The 11,850-nt window shown below is 70.3% G+C and carries 13 protein-coding genes and 1 pseudogene; 8 read left to right on the top strand and 6 right to left on the bottom strand.

Annotated elements, in window-relative coordinates; genetic code table 11:
* Positions 1–79 precede the first annotated feature (79 nt).
* Positions 80–532 (top strand): annotated as a pseudogene (locus AB4079_RS18385) (GDSL-type esterase/lipase family protein); the annotation flags it as partial.
* 76 nt (positions 533–608) lie between these two features.
* On the opposite strand, the gene AB4079_RS18380 reads toward AB4079_RS18385, so the two are convergent.
* From AB4079_RS18380 to AB4079_RS18370, 3 genes are read right to left on the bottom strand one after another with little or no spacing between them, the layout of a single operon-like run.
* Entirely contained in the window at positions 609–1,943 is a 1,335-nt protein-coding gene (locus AB4079_RS18380; RefSeq protein ID WP_441788777.1) for a M20/M25/M40 family metallo-hydrolase, read from the bottom strand.
* Positions 1,944–1,953: 10 nt separating this feature from the next.
* Positions 1,954–2,487 carry an O-acetyl-ADP-ribose deacetylase gene (locus tag AB4079_RS18375; RefSeq protein WP_441788776.1) on the bottom strand — a complete coding sequence of 178 codons (534 nt, stop codon included), beginning with the start codon at positions 2,485–2,487 and terminating at the stop codon, positions 1,954–1,956.
* Positions 2,488–2,496: 9 nt separating this feature from the next.
* Complete coding sequence (locus AB4079_RS18370; RefSeq protein ID WP_441788775.1) at positions 2,497–2,775, bottom strand: metal-sensitive transcriptional regulator; 279 nt, start codon at positions 2,773–2,775, stop codon at positions 2,497–2,499.
* 150 nt (positions 2,776–2,925) lie between these two features.
* Between AB4079_RS18370 and AB4079_RS18365 the strand changes: the two genes are divergently transcribed.
* The 3 genes from AB4079_RS18365 (at position 2,926) to AB4079_RS18355 (ending at position 6,174) form a co-directional block, all read left to right on the top strand.
* Positions 2,926–3,354 carry an RbsD/FucU domain-containing protein gene (locus AB4079_RS18365; protein WP_441788774.1) on the top strand — a complete coding sequence of 143 codons (429 nt, stop codon included), beginning with the start codon at positions 2,926–2,928 and terminating at the stop codon, positions 3,352–3,354.
* A 141-nt stretch (positions 3,355–3,495) separates the two neighbouring features.
* Positions 3,496–3,843: a DUF6804 family protein gene (locus AB4079_RS18360; protein WP_441788773.1), complete on the top strand. Its 348-nt coding sequence runs from the start codon at positions 3,496–3,498 to the stop codon at positions 3,841–3,843.
* 171 nt (positions 3,844–4,014) lie between these two features.
* Entirely contained in the window at positions 4,015–6,174 is a 2,160-nt protein-coding gene (locus AB4079_RS18355; RefSeq protein WP_441788772.1) for a DEAD/DEAH box helicase, read from the top strand.
* A gap of 253 nt (positions 6,175–6,427) precedes the next feature.
* Here AB4079_RS18355 and AB4079_RS18350 read toward each other — a convergent pair whose 3' ends face one another.
* The gene (locus tag AB4079_RS18350) at positions 6,428–6,628 is read right to left on the bottom strand and encodes a hypothetical protein (RefSeq protein WP_441788771.1); all 201 of its coding nucleotides are present in this window, start codon (positions 6,626–6,628) and stop codon (positions 6,428–6,430) included.
* A 43-nt stretch (positions 6,629–6,671) separates the two neighbouring features.
* Entirely contained in the window at positions 6,672–7,064 is a 393-nt protein-coding gene (locus AB4079_RS18345) for a DUF3224 domain-containing protein (protein ID WP_441788770.1), read from the bottom strand.
* Between the two features lie 76 nt (positions 7,065–7,140).
* Here AB4079_RS18345 and AB4079_RS18340 point away from each other — a divergent pair, with 76 nt between their 5' ends.
* From AB4079_RS18340 to AB4079_RS18325, 4 genes are all read left to right on the top strand, one after another.
* Positions 7,141–7,764 (top strand): CYTH domain-containing protein, encoded by a 624-nt coding sequence (locus tag AB4079_RS18340; protein ID WP_441788769.1) that lies wholly within the window; start codon positions 7,141–7,143, stop codon positions 7,762–7,764.
* Positions 7,765–7,861: 97 nt separating this feature from the next.
* Positions 7,862–8,890, top strand: coding sequence for a 6-phosphofructokinase (locus tag AB4079_RS18335; RefSeq protein ID WP_441788768.1), 1,029 nt, complete (start codon positions 7,862–7,864; stop codon positions 8,888–8,890).
* A 100-nt stretch (positions 8,891–8,990) separates the two neighbouring features.
* The gene (locus AB4079_RS18330; protein WP_441788767.1) at positions 8,991–9,914 is read left to right on the top strand and encodes an NADP-dependent oxidoreductase; all 924 of its coding nucleotides are present in this window, start codon (positions 8,991–8,993) and stop codon (positions 9,912–9,914) included.
* A 36-nt stretch (positions 9,915–9,950) separates the two neighbouring features.
* The gene (locus tag AB4079_RS18325; protein WP_441788766.1) at positions 9,951–10,358 is read left to right on the top strand and encodes a hypothetical protein; all 408 of its coding nucleotides are present in this window, start codon (positions 9,951–9,953) and stop codon (positions 10,356–10,358) included.
* 18 nt (positions 10,359–10,376) lie between these two features.
* Here the strand turns inward: AB4079_RS18325 and AB4079_RS18320 are convergent, their stop codons facing one another.
* The gene (locus tag AB4079_RS18320) at positions 10,377–11,660 is read right to left on the bottom strand and encodes an alpha-hydroxy-acid oxidizing protein (protein ID WP_441788765.1); all 1,284 of its coding nucleotides are present in this window, start codon (positions 11,658–11,660) and stop codon (positions 10,377–10,379) included.
* Positions 11,661–11,850 lie beyond the last annotated feature (190 nt).

Raw genomic sequence — 11,850 nt, 5'->3', positions numbered from 1 at the left:
GGAGGGCCGGCCTCGCACGGCGTTCCTTCCACTGCCGAGAGTTGTGGGGGAGGATGGACGGGAGACGAGGGAGGTCGGGATGCCGGACGACTGGAGACCGGAACGCGGGGAACTCGCCCTGGTCGGCGACAGCCTGACCCAGGGCGGTGACTGGGAGGCGCTGCTTCCCGGTGAGGCGGTCCGCAACTTCGGGATGGCCGGCGACACCACCGACGACGTCCTCGCCCGGCTCAGCGATGTGGTCGAGTCGGAACCCGCCACGATCGCCCTACTCGTCGGCACCAACGACCTGGCCTGGCGCCGCTCGGTCGAGCACGTCGTGCGCAACATCGAGACCATGCTCGTGACGCTCCGCCGGGAACTGCCGGAGACGCGCATCCTGGCCCAGTCGGTGATGCCGCGCGGCCACGAGTTCGCCGACCAGATCCGTGACATCAACCGCCACCTGTGGCAGTTCGCGCCGAGTGCGCACGTCGGCTGGCTCGACCTGTGGCCGGCGCTCGCGCTGGAGGACGGCGAGCTCAACCCCGCGTACACCGAGGACCGCTCACAAAGTGCACGCCCCCACGGCGTGTCGCGTGCACTTTGTGAGGACTCGACGGTGGGGGTTAGGAGGCGCGGAGGAGGTGGGTGTAGACGGCGATGCCGCGGAGCCACGTGGCGACGTGGATGTGCTCGTCGCGGGCGTGCAGAGCGCCGCGCTGGCCGGCGCTCAGCTCGAACGGCGTGAAGCGGTAGACAGCGTCGCAGATGCCCGTGAAGTGCCGGCTGTCGCTCGCGCCCAGCATGATGTACGGGGTCACGATCGCCCGGGGGTGCACGGCGCCGATCGCCGCGGCCAGGCGGTCCCAGTGCGGCCCGGCGCTGGGGGAGACCGGTGAGGGCTCGCTGGCATCCACCGCCTCCACCCGCACGGCGTCGTCGCGGATGGCCCGGCGGAGGTGGTCGAGCGTCTCGGCGACGGACGACCCGACGGCGATGCGCGTGTTGACGATCGCCTCCGCGGTCTCCGGCAGGGCGTTCGCGGCGAGGCTGCCGCGGAGCTGAGTCACGGCGGTGGTCGTACGGACGATCGCACGGGTCTCGTCGCTCAGCCGGCCGAACACGGCGTGAAGCAGCGGCTGCAGCCGCCGGGCGCGGATGAAGACGGCGCGGAGGGGGCCGGTGGCGTGCGCGCCGAGCGTCTCCACCATCCTCAGGTTCGTCTCGGTCAGCCGGGCTGGAAAGGGCCGGGCGTTGAGACGGGTGATGGCCCGCGCCAGCCGGACGGTCGCGGTCATCCGTGGGGGAGTGGACGCGTGACCTCCGCTCTGCTCGACGGTGAGCCGCACGCTGGTGATGCCCTTCTCGCTGACTCCCACAACCGCGATGGGGGCGGTGACTCCAGGGAAGATGCGCTCCACCACCGCGCCGCCCTCGTCGAGCACCATCGCCGGGCGGATGCCGCGGCCGGCGAGCGTCGCGGCGATCGCCTGGGCGCCGGAGCCGACCGTCTCCTCGTCGTGACCGAAGCTCAGGTAGACATCGTGGGTCGGTTGGAAGCCCTCGCGCACGAGAGCCTCCACGGCCTCCAGGATCGCGACGAGAGCCCCCTTGTCGTCGATCGCGCCCCGGCCCCAGAGCAGGCGGTGCTCGCCCGCGCCGGTGAGTTCGGCGGAGAACGGGGCATGCGTCCATCCCTCGTCCGTGGCCGGAACGACGTCGTAGTGCGCCATGAGCACGGTGGCGGCGCCCTCCTCGCGGCCCCGCCAGCGGTACAGCTGTGTGCGCCCGTGCCGTTCGAGTTCGAGGGTCTCGTGCAGGGCCGGGTACAGCTCGGGGAGCCTGTCGAGGAAGCGGTCGAACGCCGCCCAGTCGGTCTCCTCGACCGCGTTGTGTGAGATGGTCGGAATGCGCAGCAGGGTGCGGAAGCGCTCCAGCGCCTCGTCGTCAGCGTCTGTCACCGGTTGCCCGTCACTCGCCGGCCGCCTGGCGGAAGGCGTCGAACGCCTGGTCGGAGAACAGCACGAACCGCACGTGCTCGACCGAGCCGACGCCGGAGGACAGCACCGCGCGCACGGTGCTCACGGCGAGGCGCGCCGCGTCGTCCATCGGCCAGCCGTAGATGCCGGCCGAGATCGCCGGGAACGAGACCGTGCGGGCTCCCAGCTCGCGCGCCACCCGGAGCGACGACCGGTAGGCGTTCTGCAGGAGCGGCGTGCGGTCCTCGGTGGCCGACCACACCGGTCCCACAGCGTGGATCACCCACTTCGCGCCGAGGTCGCCGGCGGTGGTGGCGACCGCCTGACCGGTCGGCAGCCCCTCCGGTAGGGATGTGGCCCGGAGTTCGCGAGTCGCCTCCAGGATGGCCGGCCCGCCGCGGCGGTGGATCGCGCCGTCGACGCCTCCGCCGCCCAGGAGCGAGCTGTTGGCCGCGTTGACGATCGCGTCGACGTTCTCGTCGGTGATGTCTCCACGGACGATACGGATCAGTTCGGTGTCCGTCATGCGCCCGGCTCAGCCCCGGTTGTTGGAGAGCTCGTAGATTTTCAGAAGTTCGACGATCGAGTCGTCGCGGGCGCTGCCGCCCTCCTCGAACGCTTCAGCGACGTGCGTGCGGAGGTGGTTCTCGACGAGCAGCCGATTGAGCGAGCCCAACGACTTCTGGATCGCGAGGGACTGCGTGATGATGTCGATGCAGTAGTCCTCGTTCTCGATCATCTTCTCCAGCCCGCGGAGCTGGCCTTCCAGGATGCGCGTCCGGTGCAGCGCGCGCTTCTTGATGTCTGCGATCACCCCTTCAGGATAATCCCGTGCGCGCGATACCCCACAGGGGTAATCTCGCGGCACATATCCCCCCAACGGGGGGGTGTAGGTGGACATACAGATGGGTCTATCCTCCACACAGGGGTTGAGAAATATTCGTTTAACAGGAAAGGCCCGACTTTGCTGAAGAACCTCAGCCCGCTGCTGTCCGGTGCGCTCTTGAGCGCACTTGACTCAATGAGTGTTGGCGAGACGCTTACCCTCGTCGGCAGCGGCTACCCGGAAGAAGAAATCACCACGCCCGTCGTCCACCTCGGTGACGACGTCACGACAGAGGCCGCCGCTGAGGCCATCCTCTCCGTGTTCCCGCTCGATCCGGAGGATGCCTCGCCGATCGTGTTCCTCGACCTCGCCGACGAGCCCTACGACGTACCCGACGTCGCGTTCGCGGTGAACGGGATCGCGTCCGACGCCGAACTCCGCCGAGTTCCGATGACCCGACTCGAGCTCGACCCATTCCTCGAACTCGCCCGAAACTCCGCAGTCACCGTGCGCGTCGGCTCCGACGCGCCGCCGTGCGCATTCCTGCTCCGCCGGGGGGCGCTGTAGCCCGCAGCCTCCCCGAACCCACAGCGTCCCGCAGCGCACAACGTCGCCCGCCCGGCCGGAGAGAGAGGTCTCCGAAACCGGGCGGGCGCACCATGTCCGCCGGACGACGTCGAGTCGGACCGCCGCGTAGAGTGGGATCCCGTGTCCCGTCCCCACACCCCGCAGCCGCCCGCCTTCAACCGTGCGGCCCTCGCGCCCGGCATTCTCGGGGCGATCGTGCTCCTCGCGGGGCTCGCCCTGGTCGGCGGCGACTGGTACCTCTACATCCGGTACGCCGTCAGCATCCTGGCGCTGATCCTCTGCGTGTTCGCGGGGCAGGCCAAGAAATGGTGGTGGCTGGCCGGTCTCATCCCGGTCGCCGTGGTCTGGAATCCGGTCTGGCCGCTCCCGCTGAGCGACCTCGTGGTGCAGGGATTGTCGATCCTAGCGGCGGTCCTTTTCGTCGCAGCGGCGGTCACGATCAAGATCCCCGCAGACACGCGTCGCTGAACCGGCTCTTGTGCCGTAAAATAGTGGTGCGCGGCCGTCCTGTGCCGCGCTCCCGGCGTCACCCGCGTCGAGCCCGGTCCACTCGGTACCGGTCCTCTTCGCCTCCGCCGGCCTCACGCCAACATGGCGTCGCGTCCTGAAGACGGCGCGCGGCGCCTTCACTGGAGGACCATGTCTCGTTCCGGTCAGCGGACCAGCCCGACCAGGCCGCAGCAGCGGAAGAACCGGCACGCCAACAACGACGGACTCATCCCCGTCCTCGCTCGCAAGGTGCGCGAGGTCGAGGCGAAAGCCGCCGACGGCAAGAAGCTCGGACCCACCAACCGCACCAAGTTCCAGGTGATCGCCTTCCTGATGCGCGAGGAGCGCGCCCGCGCGAAGGCGGACACGGAGCTGAGCGACGCAGCGCGTGCCGAGCAGTTGAAGCGGCTCGACGGCATCGCCACCATCCTGGCCAAGACGGCCGCCAGGGACACCTCGCTCATCCAGCTGCTGGAGAGCGAGTCGGCGTCCAGCGCCACCGCCCAGAAGCTGCGCCGGGACTGGCTGCTCGAGTCCGGCACGGAGCTCTCGCCGGACGACCTGATCATCACCATCGAGCGTCCCGTCGCCAAGCAGGACAGCGTCATCCCGCCGGAGCTGGCCGAAAAGCAGGTCGTGCCGCAGTCGGTGAAGGCGCGGCAGCTTTCCAACCCGTTCCTCGCCCCCGACTTCTCACGGCTGACGCCCGAGGCGCCGAAGCCGCGTCGCCAACTCGACTCGTGGGAGCTCCTCGGCCCGCTGTTCAAGTCGTTCGAGTACGGCGCAGGCGGCCAGGCGGCCAGCATGGACCTGCCGCCCGCTCCGCTGATCGACCGCTACTCGCCGCAGGGTCTCGAGCTGATGCACCACCAGTCGCGGTTCATCGAGAGCGTGCGTCTGGGGCACCGCTCCTTCCTGCTCGCCGACGAGCCGGGCCTCGGCAAGACGGCGCAGTCCATCCTCGCCGCCTCCGTCGCCGGCGCGTATCCGCTGCTCGCCGTCGTTCCGAACGTCGTGAAGATGAACTGGGCGCGCGAAGTCGAGCGGTGGACGCCGTACCGCCGTGCCACGGTCATCCACGGCGATGGTGAGGGTCTGGATGCGTTCGCCGACGTGGTCATCGTCAACTACGAGGTGCTGGACCGGCACCTCTCCTGGCTGAGCACGCTCGGCTTCAAGGGGATGGTCGTCGACGAGGCGCACTTCATCAAGAACCTGCACTCGCAGCGCTCCCGGCTCGTGCTCGGGCTGGCGGATGCCATCCGCGCGAGCACACCCGATCCGCTGATGGTCGCCTTGACGGGTACCCCTCTGATCAACGACATCGACGACTTCAAGGCGATCTGGCAGTTCCTGGGCTGGATCGACGGCAGCAAGCCGACCGCGCAGCTGATGGAGCACCTGGAGGAGTCGGGGCTGACCCCGGCCGACTTCGGGTTCTACTCGGCCGCCCGCGAGGCGGTCATCGACATGGGCATCGTCCGTCGCCGCAAACTCGACGTCGCAGCCGACCTGCCCAGCCGTCGTGTGGTCGACCTCCCGGTCGAGCTGGACGACGACCTCGGCCGCTCGATCCGCCAGGCCGAGAAGGAGCTCGCGGCGCGGCTGGTCGCGAAGTACCAGCGGGCCTCGGCCGCCGGGCGCCCTGACTCGTTCGACGGCGACGACGAGGCGCACCGCCGCCACCTCATCCGCCTGGTCGCCCAGTCGGAGCTCGAGGAGTCGAAGTCGACGAAGTCGGGCGAGAACGTCTTCACCATGGTCCGGAAGATCGGTCAGGCGAAGGCCGGACTGGCGTCCGACTACACCGCACAGCTGGCGCGCTCGGTCGGCAAGGTGGTGTTCTTCGCCAAGCACATCGATGTGATGGATGCGGCGGAGGAGGCTTTTGCGGCCCGCGACCTGAAGACGATCTCGATCCGCGGCGACCAGTCGGCACTGTCGCGGCAGAAGGAGATCGACGCGTTCAACAACGACCCCGAGGTCGCTGTGGCGGTGTGCTCGCTGACGGCCGCCGGTGTCGGCCTCAACCTGCAGGCCGCGTCGAACGTCGTCCTCGCCGAGCTGTCCTGGACGGCGGCCGAGCAGACCCAGGCGATCGACCGCGTGCACCGTATCGGTCAGGAGGAGCCGGTCACGGCGTGGCGGATCATCGCGGCGCAGACGATCGACTCGAAGATCGCGGAGCTGATCGACGCCAAGCAGGGACTCGCGGCGCGGGCACTCGACGGCAGCGACGTCGAGGTCGGCTCGACCGACTCGGTGCAGCTGGACGCCCTCATCCACCTCCTCGAGGACGCGCTGGCGTAGTCCGGCGTCGTAGACGGAGGAGTCGGCACGCTCTAGGCGGCCGACTTCCTCCGTTTCCCGTTGCTGCGCCAGCTCGCCGCAGGAAGTCCTCCCTTGTCCCCGTCATGGACGCAGGAGGAGTTCTCGGCTGCGTTGCGGCGTGGCGGCGGCTGCCGGAGGAGCCTTCGCCTCCGTTGCTGAACTCCTCCGTCCAGGCACGGCTCAGCGGCGCGGGTCGGCGGCCCTGGACGGGGCTGGAGGAGTCGGGGCGGGGTCAGTCGAGTTCGGCGTCGTCCGCGTCGAGCGGCACGGGGCGGTCGTCGTCCGGGACCAGCTCGTCGTCCTCGTCGTCGGCCACCGGGAGGTCCTCAGGGTCGCGCACCACCGGCTCCGGCTCGTAGTCGGCCTCCTGCGCCTCGCGGAAGTCGTCGAGGTCCTCGTCGTCTCGGTATTCACGTCCTCTGGGGTCGCTCATGCCCCGAGGGTACCGCCGGTCAGGTCGCCCGTGAAGAGCGGAGTCAGGACAGCTCGAAGACGAAGAACGCGCCCCGGTCGTCATGTTCGATGCGGGCGGGGCCGCGGAATCCGGCGAAGTCTCCCGTGCCCGTTCCCGGGACGATGTTGCCGAAGGCGGAGGCGTCGTCCGGGTGCTGGAGCGCGCCGTGGTGCACCGTCAGCGAACCGGTGCGGCCGTCATCGAGGCGTCCCGTGATCCGCTCGGCTGCGAGGTAGCCGCGACCGCCCTCCTCGGTTCCGGAGGAGATGAAATGCGCGACCGATTCGCCCACCAGTCCCTCGGTGTAGGTCTTCCGCATGACGACGGCACCCACCCACTCGCCGTCGATTCCGGGGAGGTCCGCCGGTTCCCAGCCGGTCACGTCGAAGCGGGCGGTGATCGTCTCAGCACTCATGCGTTCACCGTAGACGGGTCGCCGGGGTCGGCGCTTGAAATTTCGCGACAGCGCGATTGTGGACTAAACAGGGGGGATGCCGGACCAGCCCCACCACTCGCAGATCGAAATCGAGCGCAAGTACGACGTGGATGCCGAGGCGCAGCATCCACTGCTCGTCGGCGTCGGCGCGGTCGCCGTGCAGGGCGAGCCCGAGCGCAGCGAACTCGTCGCGACCTACTTCGACACCGCCGACCTGACGCTCGCCCGGAACAGCACCGCCGTCCGGGTCCGCCGGGGCGGCCACGACGGGGGCTGGCATGTGAAGGAGCCGGCCGACGAAGGCCGCACTGAGCTGCACTGGCCGCTCACCGACGGCGACGAGCCTCCCGCCGAGCTGCTTGACCACCTGCGGCACCTGATCGGCGACGAGCCGCTCGTCCCCATCGCCCGCGTCACGAATCAGCGCGACAGCGTCCTGCTGCAGGATGCGGCGGGTTTCGAGCTCGCGGAGCTGACCGACGACCATGTGCGCAGCGAGAACCTGCGCTCGGGCGCCACGCTGGAGTGGCGGGAGTGGGAGGTGGAGCTGCTCAGCGGCGCACCGGACACGCGCGAGCGCCGCAACGCCCTGCTCGACGAGATCGAGGAGCGCCTGCTGGCCGCCGGCGCCCGTCCGTCGGAGAGTTCGTCGAAGCTGCAGCGAGCCCTCGGCCTCTGATTCGCCTAGCACCAGGGGACGTCCTCCGTCCAGTGCGATTTTGTGCAGCCCCGCGTGGGCAGGCATGATTCAAGCACGCAATGAGAAACGGAGCGACATGAAGATCGGCATCCTCACCAGCGGCGGCGACTGCCCGGGCCTGAACGCGGTCATCCGCGGCGCCGTCCTGAAGGGCGACCGCGTCCACCGCTCCGAGTTCGCCGGATTCCGCTACGGCTGGCGCGGTGTGGTCGATGGCGACATCATGCCGCTCGACCGGCACAGCGTCCGCGGCCTCTCCCGCCAGGGCGGCACCATCCTCGGCTCCAGCCGCACCAACCCGTTCGAGACGGACAAGGGCGGCCCGGAGAACATCCAGCGGATGATGGACGAGAACGGCATCGACGCCATCATCGCCATCGGCGGCGAGGGGACGCTGACCGCTGCCCGCCGCCTCACCGACGCCGGACTCAAGATCGTCGGCGTGCCCAAGACCATCGACAACGACCTCGCGGCCACCGACTACTCGTTCGGTTTCGACACCGCCGTCGAGATCGCGACGGAGGCCATCGACCGCCTCCGGACGACCGCTGAGTCGCACCAGCGCTGCATGGTGGTCGAGGTCATGGGGCGCCACGTCGGCTGGATCGCACTGCATTCCGGTATGGCGGGCGGCGCGCACGCCATCCTCATTCCGGAGCAGCCGCAGTCGATCGAGCAGATCTGCGAGTGGGTGGAGTCGGTCCGAGACCGCGGTCGCGCCCCCGTGATCGTCGTGTCGGAGGGCTTCCACCTGGACACGATGGAGGAGGCGCACTCGCACAAGGGTCTGGATGCGTTCAACCGTCCCCGTCTGGGCGGCATCGGGGAGATGCTGGCGCCGATGATCGAGGAGCGCACCGGGATCGAGTCGCGTGCGACGGTGCTCGGCCACATGCAGCGCGGCGGGGTTCCCAGCGCCTACGACCGGGTGCTGGCCACGCGACTGGGCATGGCCGCCGTCGACGCGGTCTACGAGGGACGCTGGGGCTCGATGGTGTCGCTGCGCGGCACGGATGTGGTCAACGTCTCGATCGCGGATGCGACCGGCGGGCTGAAGACGGTTCCGGACGCACGCTACGAGGAGGCGGCGCTCCTCTTCGGCTGAGTCCAGCCTCCAGGGTCTCCGTCCTCCCGGGATTTCGCCTCCCTGCGCACCGCCAGCCGACGGGTCTAGGCTCCTCCTACCAGAGGGAAGGAGCCCGCCCGTGCCGCGATTCGTCCAATTCGAGGAGTTCGGTTCGCGCGACTACCTGCAGATGGTGGAGCGCGAAAGGCCGTGGCCCGGACCCGGCCAGATCCTGGTGCGGGTGATGGCGGCCGGGCTGAACCCGATGGACTACAAGGCCTACCGCAATGAGCAGGCCGCTGGTCGAATGGGCGTGACCCTGCCGAGCGGGATCGGGATGGACTTCGCCGGCTTCGTGGAGGAGCTCGGGGAGGGCGCGACCCGCTTCGAGCTGGGACAGGCCGTCCTCGGCACCGCTCCGTTCGCGTCCATCGCCGACTTCGTCGTCGTGCCGGAGGACGGGCAGGTCATCGCGAAGCCCGATCCCGTGACCTTCGAAGCGGCCGGCTCTCTCGGCGTCGTCGGGCGGACGGCCATGGCGACGGTGCGCTCCCTCGACCTCCACGAGCGGGACACCGTGCTGGTCAGCGCTGCCGCCGGCGGTGTCGGCGTGCTGGCCGCGCAGCTCGCGGTGCGATCCGGCGCGACCGTCATCGGGACCGCGGGCGAGGAGAACCACGAGTTCCTCGAGTCGCTGGGCATCATCCCGGTCACCTACGGGGATGGGCTGGCCGATCGCGTTCGCGACCTGATCGACGACGACCGGGTGACGGCAGTGCTCGACAATTACGGCGGAGGAACGATCGAGGCCGCCGTCGACCTGGGTGTCCCGATGGACCGGGTGAACTCGATCGCCGTGTTCGGCCCGGCCGCGCACGGCGCGAAGAATGTCGGCGGGCGGGCGGCGGGGAACGCCGAGCTCGCCGAGCTGGCCGACCTGCTGGCCGAGAACGAGCTGGTGCTGCCCATCGACTCCATCTACCCGATCGAGCGGACAGTCGAGGCGTACGGGAGGCTCGAGGCGGGCCACGTGCGCGGCAAGGTGGTCATCGTCACTGACTGACCGCGGCCGCTGAGACGGCCGCCGAGAGGAGCATCCATGATCGCAGAGGACATCGCCCGGCAGCTCCGGGACGCTGGTTTGCGCTGGCAGCCGGCCTCGGGGGACACCTTCGCCATCGACCGGCCCGGGATGGAGGGCGAGAAGTTCACCGTCAGCGAGATGACGATCGAGCCGCATCACTTCGACACCGGCACGATCCTCGGCTTCAACGGCACCACCGAGTGGGCGCTCGACTCGCTCGCCGTCGAAGACGCGCTGTGGATCCCGCGCGAGGATCAGCTGCGCGAGCTGCTCGGCGGCAGCTTCCGGCACCTGGCCCGCACGCCGGACGGGTACCGCGTCACGGCGTTCTTCGGAGGCGAGGAGCGGATGTTCGAGCACGACGACGCCGCCACCGCGTACGCTCAGGCGCTGCTGTCGCTGATCGGGGCGTCGGTCTCGTAGCGGGCACGGTGGGAGCGGTCAGCCGGTCAGGATGTTCGGATCGAGCTCGGCGACCCTGCGCGCGCCCGCGAGGCCCAACGTGATGTCGAGCTCCGCAATCGTGTTGCGCAGCAGCTCCCGGACGCCGTCCTCACCGGCCAACGCGAGGGCGTAGGCATAGGGCCGGCCGATCGCCACGGCCCGCGCGCCCAGGGCCAGCGCGACCACCGCGTCCGACCCTCCGCGGATGCCGCTGTCGAAGATCACGGGGATGCGGCCGTCGACCGCGTCGACGACGCCCGGAAGCGCATCGAGCGCCGCGACCTCCCCGTCGATCTGCCGGCCGCCGTGGTTGGAGACCTGCACCGCGTCCATCCCGGCGTCGATGGCTCGGCGGCTGTCGTCGGGATGGAGCACTCCCTTCAGCACGATGGGGAGCCGGGTCCGCTCCCGCAGGAACGCCAGGTCGTCCCAGGTGAGGGACGGGTCGGCGAAGACGTCGAGGAACGTCTCCACCGCCGCGAGCGGTTCGCCCGACCGCAGCTTCTCGCGCAGCGGCCCGGGGTGGTGGCGCAGGATGCTGGCGAAGGACGCCAGTGCGGCCGGCGTCGGGGTGGTGGACGGGCGCCCGCCCGCGGAGGCCCGCATCCGATCGCGCACCAGCTCGCGGAACACCGGGTCGCTCGTGTACTGCGCGATTCCCAGCCCGCGGCTGAAGGGCAGGTAGCCGAGGTCGAGGTCGCGCGGACGCCAGCCGAGCACGTGCGTGTCCAGCGTGACCACGATCGCCTCGCATCCGGACCGCTCCGCCCGGTCGACCAGGCTGCCGACGAGGTCGCGCGACGAGCTCCAGTAGAGCTGGAACCAGCGCGACGCCCCAGGCGCGACGGCGTCCATCGCCGCGGCGACCTCCTCCATCGACTGCGACGCCTGGGTGGAGAGCGTGGCCGGGACGCCGAGGGATGCTGCCGCTCGCGCCGCCGCCGCATCTCCGCGGCGCCGCGCCAGCTCGAGCACGCCGATCGGCGCCAGGAGCAGCGGGGTCGGGTGGCGGACGCCGAACAGGTCGATCGAGAGGTCGCGGGCGGAGACGTCGCGCAGCACCCGCGGGATGATGCGTCGCCGCCGGAACGCCTCCAGGTTGGCCGCCGCGGTGCGCTCCAGGCCGGCGGAACCGGCGACGTAGGCGAACGCCGCGCGCGTCATCCGCCGCTCCGCCGCCCGCTCCAGCTGCGCGAACCCGACCGGGATGCGTGGCCGGCGCCCCGCGACGCCTCCGCGGTAGATCTCGGACTGGGCGTCGCGTCCCGCGCTGGAGCTCATGCCCTCATTCTGCTCTCCTCCGTCCCGCCGCCAGACGTGTCCCTGCTCCGGACGCGATCGAGTTGACACGACACGCCGTCGCGGCGCCGGGCGGGGCGGCGTGTCGCGTCAACCAGCGGGGGCGGGGGTGGCGGCGGTCAGCGGCGGCGCGGGCGCTTGCGCGCGCCGCCCGCGCGGGGGGCGGCGGGCT

Origin of the sequence: Leifsonia sp. 2MCAF36 (assembly GCF_052115525.1) — a bacterium.
In the GTDB taxonomy this organism is placed as follows: Bacteria; Actinomycetota; Actinomycetes; order Actinomycetales; family Microbacteriaceae; genus Leifsonia.
The sequence above is the reverse complement of the archived record's forward strand: the minus strand, read 5'-3'. Positions and strand labels throughout refer to the sequence as shown.